The sequence below is a fragment of the Ensifer sp. 4252 genome, assembly GCF_050434565.1.
Taxonomy (GTDB): domain Bacteria; phylum Pseudomonadota; class Alphaproteobacteria; order Rhizobiales; family Rhizobiaceae; genus Ensifer.
Genome location: NZ_JBNDIU010000011.1, coordinates 128,586 through 151,640, shown reverse-complemented (window position 1 = coordinate 151,640; position 23,055 = coordinate 128,586). Strand labels below are relative to the sequence as shown.

The following is a 23,055-nucleotide window of genomic DNA, read 5'->3' as shown; positions in this document are numbered from 1 at the left end:
CATTCTGCCACAAGAGGAAACATCAGAATGGACCAAAATACAGAAGAGGTTCGGCGCAAACGTAAGCCCGAACGTGATCTGGATGCGATGGACCGAAAGCTATTAGGCGCCTTGGTCGAGGACGCGACCATGAGCTACGCCGAACTCGGCGACCGCGTTGGACTATCGCCACCGGCCGCGCACGAGCGCGTAAAGCGCCTGAGGCGCTCTGGCGCAATTCGTCGCGTTGCGGCGCTGATCGATCCCGAGGCCGTCGGCAAGACCCTGCTTGCCTTCGTTCATGTCGACACCACCGGCTGGGGCAAGACGCCAGCGTTGCTCGCTATTGAAGAACATCCGGAAGTGGAGGAAGTGCACTCGGTGGCGGGGGACACCTGCATGCTCCTCAAGGTGCGCACGGAGAGCACGCATGCGCTGGAAGGACTACTGGCGCGCCTGTATGACACGCCTGGCGTCAAGGCGACCCGGAGCTATGTCGTGCTTTCGACCTATCTGGAGCGACCGGTGCTGCCGGGCGTGACGAGCGAATGGCCGGCGCTTGCCAAGAACGTCGAATTTGGCACCGCTGCGTTCAACGACCATCGCGGACGCGGCAGATGAGGCAATTCGACCTTGGCGCACGCAAACGGTGCGCTTTGGACATTCGATATCCGCAGCGTGCCGGGTCGCCAACAGCGGCGGCGGCCGACGATCGCACTTGCAGCTAAGAGCCAGTCGCGCAGCAAAGGTTTTCGCGGGGCAGGGCCAGCGGTAGCGTTTTCGGCTCTCGGCGAAAGCCACAAAGCTGCCTTTCAATGGTCAGCAAATTGCCCTGCCGTTGCCCCACCTGGCACTTTCGAAGGTTTCATTGTCCATGCCGCGCTCCGGTTTGGGGCGAATGAACAAGGCGCTGTACCGCTGCCTGGCACGTTTTAGAGGAATGGACATGATCAATCGTTACGCACTCGTTGCATCGCTGACCGCCACACTCTTCAGTTTCACCGCCCTCAGTTCGGCGTCCGCCTTGGAAATGGCCCAGGCACAAGAGACGCAGCCGACTCAGGGGCAGGTCGGCAAGGGCACGGATGCCACCGTCAGCGATCAGAAGATCCAGGCATTTGCCGTCGCCTACCTCCAGGTCGACAAGGTCAGGCAGGCGTATTCCGCGAAGATAGAAGCAACAACGGACGCCGCGGCAAAGGAGAAGCTGCAGACCGAAGCCAGCAAGGAGATGGTGGAGGCTGTTGAATCGTCGCCCGCCATTTCGGTCGAGGAATATTCCACGATCCTGACAGCCGCCCAAAACGACCCGGCTTTGGCCAAGAAGGTTCAGGAAAAAATTCAAAACACCACGCCCCCAGCCCAGCAGTAAGCTGAGCGCGCGAGGCGCCGGATCGCGCGAGATTGCCGCAGCCGGCGAATCTTCGAATTCCGGTTCCTTGCTGTCTTTCGGCATAAGATATCAGTGCCCGCCGATTGGCGGGGACTGACGTTCGTCCGGCCTCTAAGTGCCGAAGGGCAAAGAACACGTCGCCATGGCCCGAAGGCCACGGCGGAGAGCCCGGTCTTAATCCAGTTCCTGCACGCCACCGCCCGCGTTGCTGACGAGTATAGTTAGCTTGCCGAATCGGCGCTTGGCTCCCTGCACCAGCCCGAGCAAGTATCATCGTTCGTTACGTCGCAGGCCATGCTGACGGCTGTGTGACCTCGCGCCCCGATTGGCAGCGGCATCGGCCGCCTCGCGGTCCAGGTCGTTAACCAGCGTTTTGCGAGGCTCAATCCGTCGCGCTTTGTCGCTGCGGGCCAGCCCTGTGCGTGAAACCGGGAGAGGCCCGCAGACGTTCAAGCAGACGAAGCGTGGCAGGGCTGAGATAACCGCCGCGACGCGTGACCGCATAGACAGGATTTGCGACGATCAGGTCTGCAACCCCGACCGTGGCGAGCGAGCCTGCGCGCCTCTCCTCATCGATTGCACTTTCCGGCAACAACGCGATGCCAAGACCGGTTTCGACCAGGCGTTTCATCGCATTGAGGCTGTCTATGGCCGACCAGCGGATTTCGCCGACGCCGCGCGCCTGAAACTGGGCAAAGATGTTGTCGGCGAACGTTTCGCGCTGATCGTAAGCATTACGGAAAGCGAACCACGTCTCGTGGCGCAGCTCAGACAGAGATCTGATTTCCTTGCCCGCCAGGGGATGGTCGGTGTGACAGGCGACGGCCATGGGTTCCGAAGCGACATGTTCGCAGATGAGGTCCGGCGCGATGTCGAGCAGATAGCGTAGACCAATCGCCGCCTCACCCCGCCGAACCAGGTCGCTGACTTCGGCGCTGGTCGCGGTGCTTATCGCCAATTCGATTCCGGGATGCTCGGCCGTGAAGTGTTTGAGAACCGCGGTCAGGTTCGTGCCTGCGAGTGTGCCGACAGCGACGATCGCGACACGTCCCACGACGTCGGTACGCATCGTCTTGATCGCACTCGACGCATCGCCGAGCGCAGCAAGTACACGTTCTGCATGTGGTAACAGCGTGCGGCCCGCTTCACTCAACACGATACCGCCGGCGGCGCGCTCGAAAACCGGCACGCCCAGTTCCTGTTCGAGCAGGGCAATGCGCCGGCTGATGGCGGGCTGCGAGCGGCCGAGAATGTCAGCGGCGCGCGAGAACCCGTTGGCCCGGTGGATGGTCACGAATGTGAGCAGTGCTTCGCTGTCCATAGCCATGCATAGAACTGATCGCTATCAGAAATACTATAACTTGGACAAATGCAAAGGCAAGGAACATTAAGGGACAAAGAGGCCTATCAGCGCGACCGGAGGAGTATCGCCATGAACACGATGATATCGGCTTTGACTGACCCGGAGCATGTTCGTGCTGCACCATCTCATCGCGACCCTTACGCCTACTATGGGCGTTTGGCGCGAGAGCGGCCGTTCTTTCATGATGAGGCAAACGGCTGGTGGGTGGCTGCGAGCGCGGCGGCAGTTAAGGAGGTTCTGACCAGCAAGATCTGCCTCACGCGCCCCTTGAGCGAGCCGATCCCCGAAGCGTTGCTGGGTGGCGCGGCCGCTCAGATATTTGGGCGATTGGTGCGTCTGCGCGATGACGACGTCGGTGACAAGTTGAGGGGGGCGGTCGCAAGCGCCTTGCGTGGCGTTGATCTCAGGCAGGTTGCAGCCCTTGCGCACCGGCGTGCCTTGCAACTCGACGGCGACGCACAAGAAATGTTCAGGGTGGATAAAACGATGACATTCATGTTTGCGTTGCCGGTGCAGGTCGTCGCGCAACTGCTCGGCATTCCTCAAGGCAGCTTCGACGATGTGATGACGTGGCTCGGTGATTATGGCGCCGCCGCCGCGGCTGCGGCAACAGGGATCCCCTTATTGACAGCAGAACTGCTCGCGCGGGGGCATCACGGCGCTCAGGCGCTTTTCGACCTCGTCACAAGCATTAGCCACGACAGTCAACAGTGCGGTCCGTTGCTTCACGCCCTGGCAAACGAGGCAAGGCGGGTCGGGTGCGACGATGAAGCTGATGTCATCGTCAACGCCATCGGTTACCTGGTTCAGGGCTACGTCGCGATGGCGTCTCTGATCGGATCGACGCTCCTGGCGCTGGCGCGCCAACCGGCGCTGTGCACGCAGGTCGTTGCGGATCCGACATTGCTGCGACCGCTCATTCAGGAGGTTTTGCGGTGTGATCCCGTCACCAACAGCACCTTTCGCTTCATGGCGCGTGACGGGAAGATCGCAGGCCATATGTTGTGTGAGGGGGAGATGATCATCGTATTGCTGGCGGCGGCCAACCGGGACCCTGCGTTAAACCCGGATCCGGATCGTTTCGATATCGCGCGGGTGGAAAGAAAGTATCTCGAATTCGGTGCCGGCATGCATGCCTGTCCCGCCGACAAATTCGCACCCCTGATCGTCGAGGTCGCGGTCGCTCATCTGCTTCGCCGAGGCCTTCCTTTCGAGAAACTCGAAGCGTCGCTGACATACGCCACTTCGGGGCACGTTCGCACCCCCTTGTTCAAGCGTTGAGCGGGGAATGGCGGTTGCCAATGACGACAGCACCCCGCGGCGATGCTGTTGATATCGGCTTAAGCCGTGCGATCGCGGCGCGGCGCGGCAGTCGCTCTTGTGTCGACGTGAGCGAACCGCAATTCGATATCGGGGAGGCGTGACGTGTTTGCCGGCAGCTCGGGCCGCGTCTCGCCTGGTGCGGCCGGATCCAGCAGATCATTCCTCACAAGGCACATTTCGATAACCAGGGGATCGCCCTGATCGTCCGTGCCGCCAAAGTTGTTCGGGTGAAGGAAAACGATCGAGAAATTCGACATTCCCTCAACAAACCTGCAGATTCGTTCTCTGTGTATGTCGACATCATGAAGTTCGATGACGATGCTGGTAAATCGGTCCGCGTATTTCACGATATCGTCCAGTATCCGGTACTCGGATCCCTCAATATCGATCTTGAGGAAAATATTGTCGTCGGAGAACTCCTTGAGCAGCCCCCTGACGCTAACCTCACCCGGTTGATCATAGCCGATTCTGATGGGCCGGTGCTCGACGCCTGGCCGGCTGAAGAACCATCGATAATCCAGATACCGCGCCAATCGGCCCCAGCGAAGGCGCAGAATCTGCTCGACATAGTATCGCAGCCAGAATTTCCAGGTGACGGAATGGTCGAAACAGACGATGCCCACGTCTGCGAGTTGCCGAAACTCCTTCTCGAACTGCCAATCGTCGTTCAGACCCATGCTGATCAAACGCTTTGAGGCAAGCACAGCGCGCTTCGGCACGACATAACCGCCGTCGCGTGCGGATCCCAGCCGGATCAGGCCAGCGGATTCAATCGGCTTCCATGGTGCAGGCAGCATGACAGCTCTCCTTTTTTCAACCCAGGAGTGCTAGCAGCATCGGCTTTCGATCGCGTTAATTCTCAGCGGTTGACGGCCAAATCTGCCGACGCACATTGTTGCGGAAATGAACCTTCCCTACGTGTCGTGGCGGTGCAAATCACCAAGACGCCTTGGACGCGAAGGTCTCGGTTCCAAAGACGAACGTCAATGTGCCACGCAAAGTCGGTTTCTGACCGGTGAGCCGGTAACTTCAGCAGCAATCTTCTGCGCCTCATCGCGCATCCGGACGGATGACACCACCCCATCCAGATAAATGACACCGTGTTCGTGCGTTACCGAAATGTCGGAATCCGTCAACTCGTCAGAGTAGGCTATGGCGGTTCTCACCGCCACGACCCCAGCAATGTCAATGGGTTGCAAGGAAAATTGTGGCGCGAACGTTAGGCCGAACATGGGCCCCCGTTCCGAACTTTGATCAAATATCTGTTCATCTCCCGTTCATGTTCGCGGCTAAGCGGCCACATGTCGACCCCTCAAGTGAACACAATCGGGTCACGATATTTTTATCGGCATCGGACGCATCAGTCAGACAAGGCGCGAGGACGGTCTTGGGCGGGACTTGCGCGCCTTCGGGGGCAATGGGCACTTTTTTCGGGCGTTTTTCATTAACACTTTGACAACAATTGCGACCGCGAATGGCCCATCTTGTGTGCAGTCGAGACGCACTGCCTGATCCCTCCATGCCAAAGGAAACAAGATGAAATCCAGAGTTATTGCTGCTTGCGCTATCCTCTTCACCACCTGCGCGGCAGCGCAGGCGCAACCCGTAAAGCTCAACTCCTTCGGCGCCTGGGGCGTGTATTCCTACAAGAATGACGGTCGCGACAGCTGCTACATTCTCTCGATCCCAACGACGATGAAACCTGATCACGTCGACCACGGCGACAACTTCTTCCTTGTCGCGCCGTCACCGCGGCCGGCTGCCGGATACGTGCCGCAAGCGATCATGGGCTACGACCTTGAAGCCGGTTCGACGCTGACTGCCACGGTGGGTGACAAGGATTTCACCTTGGCGCCGCAGGGCAGGGCGGCGTGGACGCGACGCGAGGCGCGTGATGCCGAGCTCGTCGCGGCCATGAAGGCGGGGGCGACGATGACGTTGAATGCGCGCTCGCGTCGCGGCACGGAAACAAGCTACTCCTTCTCGCTGAAAGGCATGACGGCAGCGCTCAAGGGCGCTGCCCGCTGTGCACGATGAGCCGGCCCCCATATGACCTCGTTGATCGCCCAGATGTCCTGCGCGCTGCTGTCTTGGCTTGCGTCCGAGACCTGCGAAGTGGACCGAAAGAGCCTGGCGGCGCCCGTCGCCAGCGCGGGGCGAGTGGGGCGCGTCACCGGCCTTGCGATCCCCCGCTTCGTTTCCCTGAAGAGCAGCGCGGCGAGACTTCGGATAGGGCCGTCCACGGACTATCCTATCATCTGGCTTTACGTCACGCCCGGCCTGCCGCTCGAGGTCGTGGAAGAAACCGGCAACTGGCGAATGGTTCGTGATGCAGACGGCGCTATCGGCTGGATGTCGGCGGCGCTGCTCTCCGGCCAAAGAATGGCCACGGTCGGCAACTGGCTGGGATCGAACACGGCGCTCAGAACTGCGCCTGCAACTGCAGCACCCGAGCGCGCTAGCTTGCAAAGTGGAGTGCTGCTCAAGCTTGTGCATTGTGACGGCACGTGGTGCGAGGTCACGGTCAGGCGACATGGCCTCAGCGGATATGTCAGGCAGGTGGACCTATGGGGCGCCTATCGCAATGAGGTCGTCAGTTAGCCGCAAGCGGTCCCTGATCGACGTCATTCATACCAGCGAAAATGCCTTGCAGCGGCCGCCAAGGCGAGCACGCGCATGCGCGCTCCAGCAGGGTGTTCGGGCGTCCGCCGGACGTCGCTGAGTTGCGCCAGCGGATCCTAGTTGTCAAAAAAATAGAATTTTCAATGGACATCCGGATGCCTGTGGCGTAATAAAGGCAATCCTTTGCGCCTCGGCCATCATTCGCCATTGTAGAAACGGTAGTTTCTCCGCGCTCATCAACGCAGCATGTATTATTATAATAATACTCATCTGACGAATGCCGAGGATTGACTTCACCACATTCCGCGTCGCGGAATTGGTGTCTAAAGAAATCGTTTCCTTGAGCGGTATTTGCTTGAGGAATGCTGAAGATCACAAACAAGGAGAGTGCGTCAGCTGTTGAGCAGGCGGCAATTTTTTATGGCTTTTACGACGGAACACGAGAACGGCACGTCCGAGAGTTCGACCAAGATAAGATTGAAGGACGTCTACAAGATTTTCGGGGAATACCCCGAAGACGCTCTGGAGCTCATTCGCTCCGGCAAGAGCAAAGCAGACATTCACCGAGCAACCGGTTGCTCCATTGGTGTCAACAACGCCAGCTTCGATATCAAGGCAGGCGAGATCTTTGTGATCATGGGCCTGTCCGGTTCAGGCAAATCCACGCTTCTGCGTCTGCTCAACCGGCTGATCGAGCCGACATCCGGTTCGATCGAGATCGACGGCCACGACATCACGAAGATGTCCCGCAAGGCACTGATCGAACTCCGTCGCCGGGACATCAGTATGGTGTTCCAGTCCTTCGCGCTTCTCCCAAACCGCAATGTTTTGAACAACGCCGCTTTCGGGCTGGAGGTGGCCGGCGTCGGCGAGGCCGAGCGCAAGACGAAGGCCATGGCGGCGCTGCAAGCCGTCGGACTCGACGGCTACAGCGAAAGCCGCCCGGACGAACTCTCGGGCGGCATGAAACAGCGCGTCGGCCTTGCCAGAGCGCTGGCAAGCGAACCGTCGATCCTGCTTATGGACGAGGCCTTTTCGGCGCTCGACCCGCTCATCCGCACGGAAATGCAGGACGAACTGGTTCGGCTGCAATCCGAGCAAAGCCGAACGATCGTCTTCGTCAGCCATGACCTTGATGAGGCGATGCGCATCGGTGACCGTATCTGCATCATGCAGAATGGAAATGTCGTTCAGGTCGGCACACCCGACGAAATCGTCGGCACCCCCGCCAACGATTATGTCCGGTCATTCTTCCGCAATGTCGACGTCTCGCAGGTTTTCAAGGCCGGCGACGTCGCCCGAAAGACCCAGATCACCATCATAGAGCGTCAGGGTGTTTCCGCCGCTGCCGCGCTCGAGCAGATGAAAAGCCGCGACAGGGAGTTCGCGATCATCGTCGGCCGCGACATGAAATACCATGGCATGGTCAGCCAGACGTCATTGATGGAGAAGATCCGCTCAAAGGCGGAAGACCCGTATCGCAGGGCGTTTCTTGCCGATGCAGCGCCAATCCTTGCCAGCGAACAGCTCTCAAACGTGCTTGGGCAAGTGGCGGCAAGCGTGTGGCCGGTTCCTGTTGTCGACGACCAAGACCGTTATATCGGCGCCATCAGCAAGTCGGCGCTGCTCGAGACGCTCGACCGCGCCAACTGAACCTCACCAGCCAATCGGATAAAACCATGAGCTTCGACATCGGAGACGGCATCGATTCGGCCGTCAATTACATCCTCGACAACTTTTCGCCCGCGCTCGACTTCATCGCCGCGTCGATCGGGTTCGTGACGAACGGACTGCAGAACGGCCTGCTCAGCATTCCCATGGCGGTCGGCATCGCGATCTTCGTTCTTCTCGCCCTATGGCGCGTCTCGCTCGGCTTTGCGGTCTTTGCCGGGCTGTCGCTCTCGCTGGTCGGACAGATGGGGCTGTGGGCGGCGATGATGGAGACGCTGTCACTGGTCATTGCCTCGACGGTCATCGCGATGATCATCGGCCTGCCGCTCGGCGTCGCCATGGCGCGCCGGGATTCGGTCGCCACGGTCATCCGCCCGGGCCTCGATCTGATGCAAACGATGCCGGCCTTCGTCTACCTCATCCCGGCGGCAATGTTTTTTGGGCTCGGCGCGGTTCCGGGCACCATCGCGACCGTCATTTTTTCGATGCCCCCGGTCGTGCGTCTGACCAATCTCGGCATCCGTCAGGTGCATGTGGAGTTCGTCGAGGCCGGCAATGCCTTTGGCTGTACGCCGACACAGCTTCTCCTAAAGGTCCAGCTACCGAACGCAATGCCGTCGATCATGGCGGGCATCAACCAGACGATCATGCTGTCTTTGTCCATGGTGGTCATCGCGTCGATGATCGGCGCCGGCGGCCTCGGCAACACGGTGCTGACGGGCATCCAACGGCTTGATGTCGGCACCGGCTTCGAAGGCGGTCTGGCCGTTGTCATCCTCGCCGTCATTCTCGACCGCCTTACCCAGAGCCTCGGAAAAAAGGGCGCCACCTGGCGCCTGCCGTTCGCGAAATTTGGCTTGCGCGAGCCCGAGGCCAAGACGGCCTGAGCGCAGCGTCTTTAACGGCGGGCATGCGCCCGCTGTCATTCGAAATGCATAGGAAGGATTGGATATGTTCAAGACAATCGCCACCATCGGCCTTGCGGCCATGTTTATTGGCGGCCCTGCAGGCGCGAGCTTCGCGCAGGAGACAAAGCCGGTGAAAATCGGCTGGGCAGCATGGTCGGACGCGGAATTCGTCACCAAGCTGGCGGCGAAGATCATTAAAGATGAACTCGGCCGTGACGTCGAGCTTGTACAGACCGACGTGGCTCCGCTCTATCAGGGTGTGAGCCGTGGCGATCTCGATGCCATGATGATGGCATGGCTGCCGCAGACCCACGCCGACTACTACGGCAAGGTGAAAGACAAGGTCGAGACGCTCGGTACCGTCTACGAGGGCGCCAGGCTCGGATGGGTCGTCCCGGCCTACATTCCCGAAAGCGAGCTCAACTCGATCGAGGATCTGCAAAAGCCCGAGATCAAGGAAAAGCTTGCCTCGACGGTTCAGGGCATCGATCCGGGCGCCGGCTTGACGCGCCTTTCGGAAAAGGCAGTCAAGGACTACGGCCTCGACGGTTACAAGCTTCAGATCTCCAGCGAGGCCGGGATGCTGACGGTGGTGGACCGCGCAATCAGAACTGAAAAGTGGTTCGTTGCAACGTCCTGGAGCCCCCATTGGATGTTCGGCAAATACGCGCTTCGCTACATCGCCGATCCGAAGGGCTCGCTCGGTGAGGCCGAACATGTCGACGTGCTGGCACGCCAGGGTTTCAAGCAGGACAATCCGGAAGTCGCCGCCTTCCTCTCGCGCATGAAACTGCCGATCGGCGACCTGGAAGCCGCGATGTTCCAGGCGCAAGAGACCTCCTATGAAGCCGCGGTTGAGAAATACATCGCGGATCACCCCGATCAGGTGAAAGCCTGGACCGGAAAATAAGCCGTTCAACCTCCTGAGAAAGAGCCCGGCGCCCGTCAAACGCCGCCGGGCGACCGCTCGCATCAGAATGGAAAGGGATACCGATGAACTTCAATGATCAGGACAACGCGATCTGCGTCCAGGATGACACGATTGGCGGGCGTATGTCGCTCGCTCGCGATGCCCTCGACGTGTCGGCACAAAGCGCCGCCAGGATCATCGGCGTTGAGACGAGCACTTGGTTCAACTGGGAAAACGATCGAGACGCGCCGCGTGCCAATCGCCTGGCGATGATTGCTGGCGTCTTGAGCGTAAGCCTCTCTTGGCTGTTGACGGGACGAGGGCAGGGGCCGCGCTGAAAAAGAATACAGCGCACGCGAACAGCGTTGGCAATTGTGCTGCCCGCACCCAGTACGCCTATTGCGCTTGCGCTCGCCAGCCTGGCACCGCAGAACTGCGGACCGTCGAGATTCACGGCGGCTGCCAAGTTGCTGAAATTGGCAGCAGATTATAGCTTCGCGGCAAAATGGGCCGAGATGGAGAGTGACAATGGAGCGGATTGGAATTTTTGGCGACGTGGAGCTTTCGCGCATTGTTTACGGCATGTGGCGGCTGGGAGATGATCAGGACACGTCGATCGCTCACATCCGTTCAAAGATCGACGCGTGCCTCGATCAGGGCGTGACCACGATGGATCATGCCGACATCTATGGCGGCTATATGGTCGAAGAACTCTTCGGCGATGCGTTGCGTGGCAGCGGTCTTCGGCAGCGCATCGAGATCATCACGAAATGCGGCATCGTCTACCCTGCCGGCCGGCACAGGGCCGCGAAGGTCAAGCATTACGACACGAGTGCCGGTCACATCACGGCCTCGGTCGACGAATCGCTCCGGCTGATGGGCACGGATTACATCGACCTTCTTCTCGTTCACCGACCCGACCCGTTCATGGATCACGTCGAAACGGGCGCTGCACTCGACGCGCTGGTCAAGGCCGGAAAGGTTCGCTCCGTCGGTGTCTCGAACTTTCGCCCCTGGGACCAAAGCCTGTTGCAGTCGGCTATGGGTACAAGGCTTGCAACCAACCAGATTGAACTCAGTCTGATGGCAACAGAGCCCTTCACCAACGGGGATATTGCTCACCTTCAGCAAATGGCGACCCCGGCGATGGCCTGGTCACCGCTTGGAGGAGGCCGGTTGATGACGGAGAGCAACGGTGTGCTCGCCGAGAAGCTCGACCGTCTCGGCGCCGAGTCTGGCATCGACCGGGCCGCCGTCGCGATCGCTTGGCTACTCGCCCACCCGGCCCGAATTCTGCCTGTGCTTGGCACGAACAGCATCGACCGTATCCGCCGGTTTTCCGAGGCGCTGGAGGTCCGGATCGACCGGCAAACCTGGTTCGAACTCTATGCGGCGGCCAGGGGGAACGATGTTCCGTAGTCGATCCGCGCAGGTTCGCCACGTCGAAGGATTGCGCTAGTCATGGCTCGATATCAAGCTCCGCATATCTGCGGAAGATGCCGTTTTCGTTGAAAGCTAACCGACGCGGCGAGGCGAGATAGGCAGCGATTGTGGATTTGCTCTTCACGAGACCGTGGAGCTGAGCAAGGCCTGCATAGCGGATCTCGTAGTGCGACATCGCTTTGGGGAAGGCATAGATCAGCCCTTCGATCACCTGGAACATCGACAGGTCGACATAGGTAAGATCGTGGCCGACGAGGTATCCAGCGTGCGCCGGGTTCTGTTTCAGCACCCGCTCGAAATAGCCGAGGAACTTCGGCAGACGGTTTTTGACGAACTCCAACGACCGAGCCTTGGCCTCTTCTTTCTGATCTTCATAGTATTTTGAAGTTGCGATCGGGTGGTGCGTGTCGTGCACCTCCGCGACGAAGTCAGTGAGCGTCAGTTGAAGTCCGTTGGCAAACCAACGCAATTCATCGCTTTCCGGCGCAAGACGGAGCTTAGGACCGAGGTAAAAGAGAATGTTGGCGACATGGGAGACGATCTGCCCGTCGTCCTTGAGAAAAGGAGGCGCGAAGGGAATATGCGCCTCCGACGAGCTATTGATGATCTGCATCATCTCGTCCGTCCCGCGGTGCGGTTCCCGTGTGACATCGACATAGTCCGCCCCGGCGAGCTCGAGCGCCAGCCTTATAAATTCTCCGCGGCCCTGAATGCCATCCCAGTAGTAGAGTTCAAATGCCATGACATCCTCGCGGCTATTTGGGCTGACGCTGTGCCGATTAGCTATGGGGCCAACATTGCGGCTGCCGCATCAGCCAACCCGACGCGGTTGGTTCTCTGATGCGGCTGTGCGGGAACATTGAGCAGAAGTCTTCGCTTGTCCACCATATTATCTGCCGGGCAAGCCTACCCGTCCGGCAGTGTCGATGATCTCGCGAGCCATCGTTTCAGCCACAGCGTCGGTGGTTCGACCCTCTGCCGCGGCGCGCTCGAAGATACGGGTCAACGTGAACGGAATCCGGTCGACGCGAACCATCACATCGTTGACGTTGTAACGACCGCTGCCTATTTCGGCTGCGACATTGATAACGCCGCCGGCGTTGATGACATAGTCGGGCGCATAGAGGATGCCTCTTTCCATGAGGCGTTCACCGTCCGCAGCAGTTGCGAGCTGATTGTTGGCGGCTCCCGCGACGATTTTGGCCCGAAGCAACGGGATCGTGCCGGCCGACAGAACGCCGCCCAGCGCACAGGGTGCGAATATATCGACATCGGCCGCAATGATCGCCTCGCCCTCGACGACTGTCGCGCCGAGCTCTTGAGCGGCGCGTGCCGTGCGGACGGGATCGAGGTCGCAGACGATGAGTACTGCGCCTTCGGCATGGAGCTTCTGGCAGAGCGCCCAGCCAACCGAGCCCAGCCCCTGCACGGCGACGCGAATGCCCTTCAGGTTATCGCTGCCGGTGCGATGGCGCAGTGCGGCCTTCAGTCCGAGGAAGGTGCCCAATGCCGTAAAGGGCGATGGGTTGCCACTTCCGCCCTTGGTGGTGCCGCTGACATTCGGCGTGCGCTCGGCAAGGAAATCCGCGTCCGCAAGCGTCATGCCGACATCCTCGGCCGTGATGTATTGACCCACCAGCGCATTCAGCATCTCGGCATAGGCAGCCAGCATCGCCGGCGTCTTCTCCCTCTTCGGGTCGGCGATGATCACCGCCTTGCCGCCGCCAAGCGCCAGGCCGGCAATGGCGGATTTGAAGCTCATGCCGCGCGAAAGACGCAGTGCATCGGTGACGCCGGCCTCGAAGCTGACATGCGGCCAGATGCGGGTGCCGCCCAAAGCCGGGCCAAGGACAGTCGTGTGAACAGCCACGATTGCCTCAAGGTTACGCTCGGCATCCCGGCCCAGCCAGACCTGCTCGTGGGCGTCGAAGCCAGGCAGACCGGCTACCTCGGCGGTGATGTCGGTAATATCAAGAGTGGTTGCGGCAGTGATTTCCTGACGCGGCTTCAACCCATTTCGCATTGCCATTCCTCCCCTGTGACCCGGCACATTGAAGGTTAAACATTCTCAGCGATTTTTGGTTTCGAAGTCACCACGTTACACGATGGCGCATTGCGTGCGAGGAAATCTCCGCGCAACAAACGCAAAGCGCATTCCTTTGCAGAAGGGGGATGGTTCCAACGATTGTGCGCCTGTCAACCGCACCGCCTCAACGCCAGTTGAACGACCGCGCCATGGATCAACGGTAATGTGGCGGGACCAAATGACCCCGGAGCTGGACGGCCGCATTCTGACTTGTGGTTCCCCGCCAGGCGAGCGCGCTCTCCCGGCGGGACCAGATCACGGTATCGCGTATTTTCAGGGGCTTTTGCGCGTCACGAACCGAGTTTCCAGATAGGCGTCTATCGCCTCGGATCCACCTTCGGTTCCGTAGCCGGAATCCTTGATCCCTCCGAACGGGACTTCGGGCAAGGCAAAGCCGAGATGGTTGATCGAGATCATGCCGCTTTCGATTTCGGCCGCAATGCGATCGGACTGGGTCTGTGACCCGGTGAAGGCATAGGCGGCGAGCCCGAAGGGCAGGCGGTTGGCTTCCTCGATCGCGTCGTCCAGTTCCGAATAACGGTTGATGACCGCAACCGGACCGAAGGGTTCGTCGTTCATGATGGCGGCCGAGCGCGGCACGTCCGCAAGCACCGTTGGTTGGAAGAAGTATCCGCGATTGCCGATGCGGTGGCCGCCGGTCATCAGGCGCCCACCCTGTTCGACGGCATCGACGACCAGGCGTTCGATTGCTGGAATGCGGCGCTCGTTGGCGAGTGGTCCCATGTCCGTTGTCGCATCGAGGCCATTGCCGACCTTGATCGCTTGCGAGGCGGCGGTGAAACCGTCGATGAACCGATCGGCCACCCGTTCCTGAACGAGGAACCGCGTCGGCGACACGCACACCTGACCCGCATTGCGATACTTGCTTCCAGCCATCACCGCGACCGCCTCATCGACGTCGGCATCATCAGTGACGATCACTGGCGCGTGGCCGCCAAGCTCCATCGTCGCGCGCTTCATGTGCTGGCCGGCAAGCGCGGCGAGCGACTTGCCAACCGGAGTGGAGCCGGTGAAGGACATCTTGCGGATCACCGGGTGCGAAATCAGATACTCGGAGATCTGTGCGGGCACACCATAGACGAGGTTGACGACACCATCCGGCACCCCGGCATCCACAAAACACCGGATCAGTTCGGCAGGCGAGGCAGGCGTTTCCTCCGGTGCCTTGACGATGATGGAGCAGCCGGTCGCAAGAGCCGCTGAAAGTTTGCGCACGACCTGGTTGATCGGGAAATTCCACGGCGTAAAAGCCGCCACCGGACCAACCGGGACCTTCACCGTCATCTGGGTCACATTCGGCGCACGCGGTGGAATGATCTGTCCATAGGCGCGCCGGCCTTCCTCGGCGAACCAGTCGATGATGTCGCCGGCGCTCAGGATTTCGCCCTTGGACTGCCCAAGCGGCTTGCCCTGTTCGCGGGTCATCAGCCAGGCGATGTCGTCGGCGCGTTGCCTCAAAAGCACTGCGGCGGCGCGCATGATTTTCGCCCGGTCGAAAGCGGATATCCGCCGCCAGGTTTCAAAGCCTTTCTGGGCGGCATCGAGCGCTTCGTTGAGATCGGCAACCTCGGCCCAGGCGACCGTTCCGATCGCCTCTTCGGTTGCGGGGTCGACAACCGGAATGCTCTTGCCTGATCGCGCCGGCCGCCATTTGCCGTCGATGTGAAGGAGGATATCCGGGTAGCTGGGCATGAAAGAACCTTTTCTGAACGGGTCTGGCTGGCGCGATCAACTGTGATGCGCAAGGAAGTCTTGGAAACGCCAGGGAGACTGCCTGCAAGTGATACCGAAGATCAAGGGGCAGGGCCGATCATAGCCACTCAGAACCTGCATCGCTCCCGCCGTAGCCACACGTTGCCCGTGATCTCCCGACAACTAATGCGGAAACCGGTCGGCGAATTGTGGACCACGCCCGACGTCGAGCAGCACCTCGTCGACCCGCTGCCGCCGGGTGGCCGAGCGTCGTCCTGCCGGAACGAGGCCTCCGACCAGTCGACGATTTCACCCGGGCGAATGTCGAGCTTGAGGTTGTCAACGACGTCACGCGCTCAGTCATGCCACAGGGAAGGGCGGCGAGCAGCGTTTTGGGTATCGTCGCGACGCGGAGGCTTCATGGAGCTCTCGATCTCGACCGTTGTCGTCTATAGACCACCCGGCGTCACCGAGCCACGAGTGTGAGTTTTGAGCATTCAACGCTGCCTTCTGCCTCAAGGGTGCCGTTTCAGGTCGACGCCAGCGCGGGAGCCGTTTTGGTGCCCGGCTTCAACATCCCGGTCAGCAGCAAGCTCGCGGCGAGGAAGGGAATAAGCATTCCCAGGCCGAAGCGCATGTCGCTATGCTCGGCGACGAGTCCGATCATTGGCGGCCCAATCAGAAAGCCGAGAAGTGCCACGAAAGACAGGATCGCCACACTTGCGGGCGCCGGCCGGTCCTTCTGGTCAGCGGCCGCCGTGACAGCCAGCGGAAAGCCGACGGAGACACCGAAGCCCATGGCGGCAAAGCCGACCAGCGCCAACCAGGCGGCCGGGCTTGCCGCCACCAAGAGCAGCCCCGCGATACTCGCAAGGCCGCATGTGCGAGCCACGGCGACAGGCCCGTAGGTGGCCTTGAGCCGGTCCCCGCCAAAGCGTCCCGCTGCGACCATGAAGGCGAAGATCGAATAGCCGAAACCGGCGCTGGCGCTGGTGAGCCCGAACACGTCTCGCAGATAGACAGCCGACCAGTCCGCAACTGCACCCTCGGTCATGGTGATGCCGAAGACAAAGAAGCAGATTCCGAGCAACGCTCGACTTGGTGGACGGCGCCTGCTTTGGACGGTGTCCACCTGGGTCGGCTCTGTGGAGTGCAGGTCCGGCAACGCCTTGGCTGCCAGAAGGCTGATCGGCAACATAACCGCGGCTGCTATCAACACAGCCCATTCCGGCGACACGCCCGCCGCGGCAAAGCCGATGCCGACCAGACTGCCCGCCATGATCCCGAGGCTCCAGAAGCCGTGACACGTGCTCATGATCAACTGGCCGGAGCGCTTCTCAATGGCATCGGCCTCGACGTTGAGGCCCAGCTCCAACGTCGCCAACGCAATGCCCACGACTGCAAGTGTTACGAAAAGCAACTCGATGCTTGGCGCCCATGTCGGTAGCCACACCAGCCCGAGAAACACCACGAAGCCGTAGAGGATGGTGGCGCGACCGCCGATCCGGGCGACAAAGCGGCCGGCGAAGGGCAGGGTAAGCAGGATTCCCGCCGGCATGCCGAGCAGAGCCAATGCCAGCTCGGCCGGTCCGAGACCGAGCTTTTGCTGAATGTCGGGAATGCGTGGCAACCAGGCGCCAAAAGCGATCGGCTGGAGGAAAAAGATCAGCATGATGAGCCGCTGACTGGTCATGCGCATTGCTCCCCTGCATCCCATGCTGTCAACTTGTCCGCTTGCCGCCTGAATGCAGCATCGGGACTCGCGGCGGCATTGAAAATCATTTTCATAATTTGTGTGACAAGGTCACGAGACTGTCAACCGGCCCATGCCAAGGTCGGTCGAAAAAGTACGCAACCGCGCGCTCGTTTTTTGCTCTGGATATTAGTCGATGCGCAGATATGGGTCGAATCTGGTCGATAATTTGAAGGGAATTCGCTCAATCCTGAAGAAGACCACCTGTTTGCCGCATGCGTGCGATGCTTGGCTGTCCCGCTGCTTACGATGCGGCAATGAAAAAAATGAACACAGGATGCGGCGTTGCCAGCCATTTGGAAATGCGACACTCAGCATCTCCACTCGTCCTGATGGAAACCCCAATCCGACCGGCTGGTTCGCTTTGCAAGGGGGCGAGGGCGGGTTCGTGGCACCCGATAAGCTTTGGCGCTGAGACTATGCATACCACCGCTCACCCTGGCCCCAGACGTGAGCGCCCGATCAGGCGTCGCTGGTCGGGGTTGCTCAAGCTGGTCAGGGGCGATCCAGTCAAGCTCCAAGGAAGCCATCCCGATCATGGCGGTCGCTGCAGTGATGGCAAACGTCTCCCGCATTTTTGTATGGTGGCGCTCTGTCGATGGGCGCGCGGTTGCAGCCTATGCCGCAACGGGCATACCGGCAGGTCGATTGCCCAAAGGCTTCCGGTAGCGTCGACGGCGGTCCGCAGCCATTTGATGCGTCGTCACGTGCGGGTAGCCCCCGACGACGGGAACCTCACGATCATGCCAGAAATTCCGTCGCAGCTCGCGGCAGATTGTCGAGCGGTCGCGGCGAAGCGTCCGCGCGATCTCCGCCTGGCTGATCTTCTGCTCATGCATCCGCGCAATGACGCGGCGTTCATCCATACTCAACTGCACAAAAGAGCGGGCCACTTCCATCCTCCTGAAAACCATGGCCAATTTGCCTCTGTTGCATTTGAAAATGGAATCTGCCCGGCTACATGAAAAGATCGCGTAATCTGTCTTATGGAACTTATCTGTCCGACCTGGTTCACGGGGAAATCGCATCCGTGGGGCCATCGTGGGCAAGACATCGGCGGCACCAAAAGCGATCGATGCTGCCAGCCTGCCGTTCAGCTCGCTTCATGGTGAGCTAGAAGCAGGCTGCGCATCCTGGCTCAACGAGACTGACGGCGTCTAACAACTTGCAGCAACCTCAGACCTGTTTCGATCGAGGCACGATCAGAGGCGTCGCGGAAACGGGATCGTCAATAACCATACACGAGAGGCCGAAGACGTCTTCCACCAGTTGAGCGGTGACGATACTGGTCGGCGCGCCTTCAGCAACGATCGCGCCTTCGCGCATCGCGATGATATGCGTGGCGTAGCGGCAGGCATGGTTGAGGTCATGAAGTGCCGCAACCAGGGTCCTTCCGCTATGGCGGCTCAGGTGTCGGCAGAGATCCAGCAGTTCGATCTGATGGGCGATATCAAGAAACGTCGTCGGCTCATCGAGCAGAAGGATCGGCGTTTCCTGCGCCAGCACCATGCCGATCCAGACACGCTGACGCTGGCCACCGGAAAGCTCGTCGACCGGTCGAGCCGCAAGATCGGCAATTCCGGTCAGTTCCATGGCTTGCCGCACCGCTGCTTCATCGGCCTTCGACCATTGCCTCAGAAAGGACTGATGCGGATAGCGCCCCCGCGACACCAGATCGAAAACCGAGATACCCTCCGGTGCAACTGATGACTGCGGCAACAGTCCAATCCGGCTGGCCACCGCCTTTGCGGCGTACTTGCCGATCTCCTTGCCATCGAGAACGATCTGCCCGGAACTCGGCGCCAAGAGGCGCGCCAGCGCCCGCAGCAATGTGGACTTGCCGCTTGCATTGGGGCCGACGATGACTGTGAACGAGCCGTCGGGGATCGCCACCGAAAGAGTGTCGGAAATGATCCGCCGTTCGTACCCAAGCGTGACGGACTTCGCTTGAAGCCTGGGAGTATTGTTCATGATCTTCGGATCTCCCGCAGCAAAAGCCAGACGAAATAAAGCCCGCCGATGCTGACGGTCATGACGCCGACCGGCAGCGGCGAGGCAAATGCGTGTTGCGCCACCACGTCGGCAGCCAACAGCAAAAGGCTGCCAACAAGCGCCGACGATGCCAGGGGGACACCGGACAAGCGCGCCAGACGTCTGGCGATCTGAGGCGCGGCAAGGGCGACGAAGGCGATCGGACCTGAGAGCGCGGTGACGGTTGCCGTGAGCGCCACACCCAGCACCAGCAGGGCAAGGCGCAAGGCGCCCGCGGAAACACCGGTCGACACGGCAAGATCATCGCCAAGCTCGAGCTGGCGCATAGCACGGGCCAGGATAACGGTAAGAGGCAGAGATGCCAGGAGCACGGCTGCGGCGAGCTTGACGTCGGCGTTGCCGAGCCCGTTCAAACTCCCGGCTCCCCAGATCGCAGCAGCAAGTGCGGCCTGCAGGTCTGCCTGGCGCATCAGCCAAAGATTGACGGCGCCGAGCATGGCAGAAACGCCAATGCCAACGATGATCAGCCGGAAACCCTGAATGCCGTTCTTCCAGGCAAGCGTATAGACGATCGCCGCCGTCACCAGGCCGCCAAGGACCGCGCCGATGGCCATTTCGTGCTGCACGCCGGCAAAAATCAGCATGACGACGAGCGCCCCTGAATAGGAGCCGGTGGAAAAGCCGATGATATCAGGACTACCGAGCGGATTGCGCGTCAACGACTGAAAGATGGCGCCGCTGAGACCAAGAGCCGCTCCGAGCAACAAAGCAAGCAGCACTCGAGGCAGGCGCCATTCCACGACCACCATTCGTATCCGGGGCGATGCATCGCCTGCGAGCGCTGCCCATATGTCAAAAGCAGACAGCGGCAGTCTGCCGCTCGAAAGCGAAAGGATCATCAATGTCAGTGCCAGCCCCGCAAGGGCCGCGATCAGCAAGGCGACACGGCGATGGACGCGAAAAGACACCCGCCCGGCAAAGGCACGAACGACCATGACGGCATGTCCGGCGACTGGATTTCCCGACGGAGCGCTCACAATCCTGTTGCCTTTCGACGACGAGCAAGCAGGATCAAGACGGGTGCACCGATGAGGGCCGTGAGGATTCCCGCCTCCAGTTCGTCCGGTGCGATCAGTAGGCGCCCGGCAATGTCCGCGGCCAAAATCAGACTTGGCGAAAATAAAGCCGTCAGCGCCACGATCCAGCGTTGGTCCGGCCCGCTGAACCACCTCACGGCATGCGGCACCATCAGCCCGATGAAACCGACAGGACCGGCCGCCGCCGTTGCGCCACCGGCAAGCAAAGTAACAGCGATCGCAACGCCAATCCTCGTTCGACCGAGACCGGCACCAAGGGTACTTGCCAGTTCGTCACCGAGGGCAACGGCGTTCAGTGGGCGTGCAAGAGCGAGTGCCAGCAGCAGCCCGGCGCCAATCATTGGCGCGACCACCGCAACAATATGCATGTCCCGCCCGGCAATCGAACCGATCGACCAATGACGCATCTGTTCAAAGGCTTGCGGATCGAGAAGCGTGATCGAAGAACCTATGCCCGACAAGACAGCAGAAAGCGCAACGCCCGCCAGAACAAGGCGCATGGGGGTCGCGCCTTCGCGCCCGTTGGCGCCGACAGCGTAGACGACAGCCGTGGCGACTACCGCCCCAAGCATCGCGAAACCGAGATAGGCATCGATGGTGCGCAACCCGAGAATACCAACGGCAACGATCACGAAGAAGGCGGCACCGGCATTGACGCCGAGGATGCCGGGATCCGCGAGCGGGTTGCGCGTGGCTGCCTGGATCAGCGCACCGGAAACACCAAAGGCGCTCCCTGCAAGCAGTCCAAGCAGCGTGCGCGGTAACCGATAGTCGCGGATGATCACATGTTCGACGGACGTCGGGTCAAAACCAAAGAGGGCTTGAAGCGCAACGTCGGCTGCAACTGGTCTGGCGCCAAGCAGGAGGCTTGTGGCCATCGCCACGATCAGCAAGACCGCGCCGGCGAGGAGCGCGAGGAACTTGGTCCGGTCACGCGATCGCGCTGGCAACCGGCAGCGCGTCGTTGCCGGAGGGCTGAGCGGCACGCCGGTACTCATACCCGCGCCTGCCCAAGGATCCAGTAGCCAACAGCGGTGATCCGCTGCTTATCGAAGCCAAGTGCATCACGAAAATGCTTACGGCTTTCGCTGACGCAGGTCGCCTCACCCGCAATCCAGATGTACCCTGGCCCGCCCGGTAGCCGGATGTCGCGCGCGATCTCATCAAGCCGGCTGGCGCGGCCGTGCTTGCCGAAGCTGTCATACCAAAAGGCAATGATGTCTGCTTGCGACGTCAACGCCTGTCGATCGGCCATATCCGGCAGCTCGACGTGCACCTTTGCCGCGATACCAGCGGGAAGCTCCTCCAGGATACGGGCTGCCGCCGGCAGGCCGGTAATGTCGCATAGCAGCACGATCCATCGGGCGTCGACAGGAAGGCGATAGCGGCCCTCCGGGTTGCAGAGCCCGACCATGTCGCCTGGTTTTGCAGCCAGTGCCCAGGTTGCGCCGACGCCACCCTCGTGCACGACCAAATCGACGACCATTTCCGCGCGCTCTCGATCCCAGTGCCGAATGGTATAGGGCCGGTTCGGGCAGGCCTTGGAGCCATCCGGTCTTCCCCACTTTCCGTTGCTCAACACGGGAAGCGAAACGGGCGTCTCGTCATCCGGGGCGAAAGCCAGACGGATCCACTCGTCCGCATGTCCAGTCTCAACCAACCGATCTGCTCCTTCCACTTCGAGGACCACCCGGATCATCGATGGGGTCAGGCGTTCGGCGGTGCGGACGCGAGAAAAGAAATAGTCTTCGTGATACATCATGGCTCCTTGCCGGCGTGGCTGTCGGCCACTCCGATTGCCTGCGCCAGCCGCGGCACCAAACCCGGAAATCCGTAGGGGATGGCAAGGACGCTCGGCCAGGAGGCTGACCAGACGGAAACGGGATCCTCGAGCGCAACGTAAGCGCCGGAGGACACGGGTCGAAATAGCTGGAACAGCGGCTGGCTCTCCATCGCACCGCGCGCGCCGCCTTCGTACCACATGATCAGGACGTCGCTTTCGACCAGCTCGAGTTGTTCGAGGCTGATGTCGAGCGAGCTCCTGCCGGGGTTTTCCCGGGATAGCCGCGCAATGCCAGGTGCCACCCGCATACCGAGATCGATCAGCCAATCGACGCGCGTCTCGCCGGGCAGGTAGACAACCATCGAGCCGGAGCCGGGAAAATAGGTCCCAAAGGTAAAACTGCGACCAGCCAGACGGCCATTTTGCCGGGCAAGCGCGGCCAGGAACAAACGCGTCCGATCGATCAGCGTCTCGGCCGCCGGCGATCGGCCGAGGGCCTTGCCGATCTGCCGGGTCTGCTCGCGCCAATCGGCGCGCCACGGTCCACTGGCATAACCGACAGTTGGAGCGATTGCCGACAGGCGCTCGTAGCTGCGCGCGTCCATGTCCGAAAAGACGTTGACGATAAGGTCGGGCTCCAGGCCGAGGATCGTTTCGTAATCGGCCTGACCACCGTCGAGCAGGCGTGGCCGAACGCCACCAAGTTTCGCCTCGCACCAAGGCGCGATGCCGCTTTCGAACATGCCACGGCGGACCATTCCGACCGGTGTTTCGCCGAAGGCGAGCACGCTGTCCTCGTCGCACCAGCCGACGGTGACAATGCGCCTTGGCCTCGTCGGTACGATCGTCGCACCAAGCGCGTGTTCGACCGTGACTGGAAAGCTTGGCGTTTGTCCGAAGGAAGCGCGCGCCAGCAACGATGCGAAGCCCCCCGCAACCACCGCACGGCGCGACAGGAGCCTGCCTGTCGCGCCGCCGATTGCCGATGTCAGTCGTGTTACCGTCAAAGTCGCCTTCCC

23 protein-coding genes are annotated in these 23,055 nt (G+C 60.8%); 10 read left to right on the top strand and 13 right to left on the bottom strand.

Translation table 11 applies throughout. The features are described 5' to 3' along the window. Positions 1 to 27: 27 nt before the first annotated feature. Together ABIE33_RS20705 and ABIE33_RS20700 are read left to right on the top strand one after the other, a co-directional pair. On the top strand, positions 28 to 600 hold the full coding sequence (locus tag ABIE33_RS20705; RefSeq protein WP_429128814.1) for an Lrp/AsnC family transcriptional regulator: 573 nt from the start codon (positions 28 to 30) through the stop codon (positions 598 to 600). A gap of 325 nt (positions 601 to 925) precedes the next feature. Next, positions 926 to 1,351, top strand: coding sequence for a DUF4168 domain-containing protein (locus ABIE33_RS20700; protein ID WP_429128943.1), 426 nt, complete (start codon positions 926 to 928; stop codon positions 1,349 to 1,351). A 403-nt stretch (positions 1,352 to 1,754) separates the two neighbouring features. On the opposite strand, the gene ABIE33_RS20695 is transcribed toward ABIE33_RS20700, so the two are convergent. After that, positions 1,755 to 2,693, bottom strand: a complete 939-nt coding sequence (locus ABIE33_RS20695) for a LysR family transcriptional regulator (protein WP_429128940.1) — start codon at positions 2,691 to 2,693, stop codon at positions 1,755 to 1,757. Positions 2,694 to 2,804: 111 nt separating this feature from the next. Here ABIE33_RS20695 and ABIE33_RS20690 point away from each other — a divergent pair, with 111 nt between their 5' ends. After that, positions 2,805 to 4,016, top strand: coding sequence for a cytochrome P450 (locus ABIE33_RS20690; protein WP_429128813.1), 1,212 nt, complete (start codon positions 2,805 to 2,807; stop codon positions 4,014 to 4,016). A gap of 59 nt (positions 4,017 to 4,075) precedes the next feature. On the opposite strand, the gene ABIE33_RS20685 is transcribed toward ABIE33_RS20690, so the two are convergent. Then, positions 4,076 to 4,735, bottom strand: coding sequence for an FkbM family methyltransferase (locus tag ABIE33_RS20685; RefSeq protein WP_429128811.1), 660 nt, complete (start codon positions 4,733 to 4,735; stop codon positions 4,076 to 4,078). Positions 4,736 to 5,041: 306 nt separating this feature from the next. Next, the gene (locus ABIE33_RS20680; protein ID WP_429128810.1) at positions 5,042 to 5,290 is read right to left on the bottom strand and encodes a BON domain-containing protein; all 249 of its coding nucleotides are present in this window, start codon (positions 5,288 to 5,290) and stop codon (positions 5,042 to 5,044) included. Between the two features lie 304 nt (positions 5,291 to 5,594). Between ABIE33_RS20680 and ABIE33_RS20675 the strand changes: the two genes are divergently transcribed. The 7 genes from ABIE33_RS20675 (at position 5,595) to ABIE33_RS20645 (ending at position 11,588) form a co-directional block, all read left to right on the top strand. Beyond that, entirely contained in the window at positions 5,595 to 6,095 is a 501-nt protein-coding gene (locus ABIE33_RS20675) for an invasion associated locus B family protein (RefSeq protein WP_429128807.1), read from the top strand. Between the two features lie 12 nt (positions 6,096 to 6,107). Next, positions 6,108 to 6,659: an SH3 domain-containing protein gene (locus tag ABIE33_RS20670; RefSeq protein ID WP_429128805.1), complete on the top strand. Its 552-nt coding sequence runs from the start codon at positions 6,108 to 6,110 to the stop codon at positions 6,657 to 6,659. Between the two features lie 441 nt (positions 6,660 to 7,100). After that, the gene (gene proV, locus ABIE33_RS20665; protein WP_429128802.1) at positions 7,101 to 8,333 is read left to right on the top strand and encodes a glycine betaine/L-proline ABC transporter ATP-binding protein ProV; all 1,233 of its coding nucleotides are present in this window, start codon (positions 7,101 to 7,103) and stop codon (positions 8,331 to 8,333) included. A 26-nt stretch (positions 8,334 to 8,359) separates the two neighbouring features. Beyond that, a complete protein-coding gene (locus ABIE33_RS20660) occupies positions 8,360 to 9,238 on the top strand; it encodes an ABC transporter permease (protein ID WP_429128800.1) in 879 nt (292 codons plus the stop codon). Between the two features lie 64 nt (positions 9,239 to 9,302). Continuing rightward, positions 9,303 to 10,169, top strand: coding sequence for a glycine betaine ABC transporter substrate-binding protein (locus ABIE33_RS20655; protein ID WP_429128797.1), 867 nt, complete (start codon positions 9,303 to 9,305; stop codon positions 10,167 to 10,169). An 83-nt stretch (positions 10,170 to 10,252) separates the two neighbouring features. Then, positions 10,253 to 10,507: a helix-turn-helix domain-containing protein gene (locus ABIE33_RS20650; protein ID WP_429128794.1), complete on the top strand. Its 255-nt coding sequence runs from the start codon at positions 10,253 to 10,255 to the stop codon at positions 10,505 to 10,507. A 190-nt stretch (positions 10,508 to 10,697) separates the two neighbouring features. Then, on the top strand, positions 10,698 to 11,588 hold the full coding sequence (locus ABIE33_RS20645; RefSeq protein ID WP_429128791.1) for an aldo/keto reductase: 891 nt from the start codon (positions 10,698 to 10,700) through the stop codon (positions 11,586 to 11,588). Between the two features lie 40 nt (positions 11,589 to 11,628). Here ABIE33_RS20645 and ABIE33_RS20640 read toward each other — a convergent pair whose 3' ends face one another. The 10 genes from ABIE33_RS20640 to ABIE33_RS20595 all read right to left on the bottom strand — a co-directional run bounded on the left by ABIE33_RS20640 (position 11,629) and on the right by ABIE33_RS20595 (position 23,043). Then, entirely contained in the window at positions 11,629 to 12,354 is a 726-nt protein-coding gene (locus tag ABIE33_RS20640; RefSeq protein WP_429128789.1) for a glutathione S-transferase, read from the bottom strand. A 147-nt stretch (positions 12,355 to 12,501) separates the two neighbouring features. Continuing rightward, complete coding sequence (locus ABIE33_RS20635) at positions 12,502 to 13,635, bottom strand: Leu/Phe/Val dehydrogenase (RefSeq protein WP_429128786.1); 1,134 nt, start codon at positions 13,633 to 13,635, stop codon at positions 12,502 to 12,504. A gap of 336 nt (positions 13,636 to 13,971) precedes the next feature. Then, positions 13,972 to 15,411 (bottom strand): NAD-dependent succinate-semialdehyde dehydrogenase, encoded by a 1,440-nt coding sequence (locus tag ABIE33_RS20630; protein WP_429128783.1) that lies wholly within the window; start codon positions 15,409 to 15,411, stop codon positions 13,972 to 13,974. Positions 15,412 to 15,940: 529 nt separating this feature from the next. Further along, positions 15,941 to 17,104 (bottom strand): MFS transporter, encoded by a 1,164-nt coding sequence (locus tag ABIE33_RS20625; RefSeq protein WP_429128780.1) that lies wholly within the window; start codon positions 17,102 to 17,104, stop codon positions 15,941 to 15,943. A gap of 677 nt (positions 17,105 to 17,781) precedes the next feature. Continuing rightward, positions 17,782 to 18,057, bottom strand: a complete 276-nt coding sequence (locus ABIE33_RS20620) for a helix-turn-helix domain-containing protein (RefSeq protein WP_429128777.1) — start codon at positions 18,055 to 18,057, stop codon at positions 17,782 to 17,784. Positions 18,058 to 18,340: 283 nt separating this feature from the next. After that, on the bottom strand, positions 18,341 to 19,135 hold the full coding sequence (locus ABIE33_RS20615) for an ABC transporter ATP-binding protein (protein WP_429128775.1): 795 nt from the start codon (positions 19,133 to 19,135) through the stop codon (positions 18,341 to 18,343). Beyond that, positions 19,132 to 20,151, bottom strand: a complete 1,020-nt coding sequence (locus ABIE33_RS20610) for a FecCD family ABC transporter permease (protein WP_429128773.1) — start codon at positions 20,149 to 20,151, stop codon at positions 19,132 to 19,134. The genes ABIE33_RS20615 and ABIE33_RS20610 overlap by 4 nt, the downstream gene beginning before the upstream one ends. A 38-nt stretch (positions 20,152 to 20,189) precedes the next feature. Continuing rightward, a complete protein-coding gene (locus ABIE33_RS20605; RefSeq protein ID WP_429128770.1) occupies positions 20,190 to 21,251 on the bottom strand; it encodes an iron chelate uptake ABC transporter family permease subunit in 1,062 nt (353 codons plus the stop codon). Continuing rightward, positions 21,248 to 22,012 carry a siderophore-interacting protein gene (locus tag ABIE33_RS20600; protein ID WP_429128767.1) on the bottom strand — a complete coding sequence of 255 codons (765 nt, stop codon included), beginning with the start codon at positions 22,010 to 22,012 and terminating at the stop codon, positions 21,248 to 21,250. Before ABIE33_RS20600 ends, ABIE33_RS20605 begins: the two co-directional genes overlap by 4 nt. Then, positions 22,012 to 23,043, bottom strand: coding sequence for an iron-siderophore ABC transporter substrate-binding protein (locus tag ABIE33_RS20595; RefSeq protein WP_429128764.1), 1,032 nt, complete (start codon positions 23,041 to 23,043; stop codon positions 22,012 to 22,014). The genes ABIE33_RS20600 and ABIE33_RS20595 overlap by 1 nt, the downstream gene beginning before the upstream one ends. Positions 23,044 to 23,055: the final 12 nt, after the last annotated feature.

Bases quoted from the DNA above. Each gene is read 5' to 3' on its own strand.
- ABIE33_RS20680 (WP_429128810.1), bottom strand. From the start codon at position 5,290: ATGTTCGGCCTAACGTTCGCGCCACAATTTTCCTTGCAACCCATTGAC.
- ABIE33_RS20600 (WP_429128767.1), bottom strand. From the start codon at position 22,012: ATGTATCACGAAGACTATTTCTTTTCTCGCGTCCGCACCGCCGAACGC.
- ABIE33_RS20625 (WP_429128780.1), bottom strand. From the start codon at position 17,104: ATGACCAGTCAGCGGCTCATCATGCTGATCTTTTTCCTCCAGCCGATC.
- ABIE33_RS20660 (WP_429128800.1), top strand. From the start codon at position 8,360: ATGAGCTTCGACATCGGAGACGGCATCGATTCGGCCGTCAATTACATC.
- proV (WP_429128802.1), top strand. From the start codon at position 7,101: ATGGCTTTTACGACGGAACACGAGAACGGCACGTCCGAGAGTTCGACC.
- ABIE33_RS20615 (WP_429128775.1), bottom strand. From the start codon at position 19,135: ATGAACAATACTCCCAGGCTTCAAGCGAAGTCCGTCACGCTTGGGTAC.
- ABIE33_RS20645 (WP_429128791.1), top strand. From the start codon at position 10,698: ATGGAGCGGATTGGAATTTTTGGCGACGTGGAGCTTTCGCGCATTGTT.
- ABIE33_RS20605 (WP_429128770.1), bottom strand. From the start codon at position 21,251: ATGAGTACCGGCGTGCCGCTCAGCCCTCCGGCAACGACGCGCTGCCGG.
- ABIE33_RS20675 (WP_429128807.1), top strand. From the start codon at position 5,595: ATGAAATCCAGAGTTATTGCTGCTTGCGCTATCCTCTTCACCACCTGC.
- ABIE33_RS20685 (WP_429128811.1), bottom strand. From the start codon at position 4,735: ATGGGTCTGAACGACGATTGGCAGTTCGAGAAGGAGTTTCGGCAACTC.
- ABIE33_RS20655 (WP_429128797.1), top strand. From the start codon at position 9,303: ATGTTCAAGACAATCGCCACCATCGGCCTTGCGGCCATGTTTATTGGC.
- ABIE33_RS20690 (WP_429128813.1), top strand. From the start codon at position 2,805: ATGAACACGATGATATCGGCTTTGACTGACCCGGAGCATGTTCGTGCT.
- ABIE33_RS20650 (WP_429128794.1), top strand. From the start codon at position 10,253: ATGAACTTCAATGATCAGGACAACGCGATCTGCGTCCAGGATGACACG.
- ABIE33_RS20670 (WP_429128805.1), top strand. From the start codon at position 6,108: ATGACCTCGTTGATCGCCCAGATGTCCTGCGCGCTGCTGTCTTGGCTT.
- ABIE33_RS20695 (WP_429128940.1), bottom strand. From the start codon at position 2,693: ATGGACAGCGAAGCACTGCTCACATTCGTGACCATCCACCGGGCCAAC.
- ABIE33_RS20630 (WP_429128783.1), bottom strand. From the start codon at position 15,411: ATGCCCAGCTACCCGGATATCCTCCTTCACATCGACGGCAAATGGCGG.
- ABIE33_RS20610 (WP_429128773.1), bottom strand. From the start codon at position 20,151: ATGGTCGTTCGTGCCTTTGCCGGGCGGGTGTCTTTTCGCGTCCATCGC.
- ABIE33_RS20705 (WP_429128814.1), top strand. From the start codon at position 28: ATGGACCAAAATACAGAAGAGGTTCGGCGCAAACGTAAGCCCGAACGT.
- ABIE33_RS20700 (WP_429128943.1), top strand. From the start codon at position 926: ATGATCAATCGTTACGCACTCGTTGCATCGCTGACCGCCACACTCTTC.
- ABIE33_RS20635 (WP_429128786.1), bottom strand. From the start codon at position 13,635: ATGCGAAATGGGTTGAAGCCGCGTCAGGAAATCACTGCCGCAACCACT.
- ABIE33_RS20640 (WP_429128789.1), bottom strand. From the start codon at position 12,354: ATGGCATTTGAACTCTACTACTGGGATGGCATTCAGGGCCGCGGAGAA.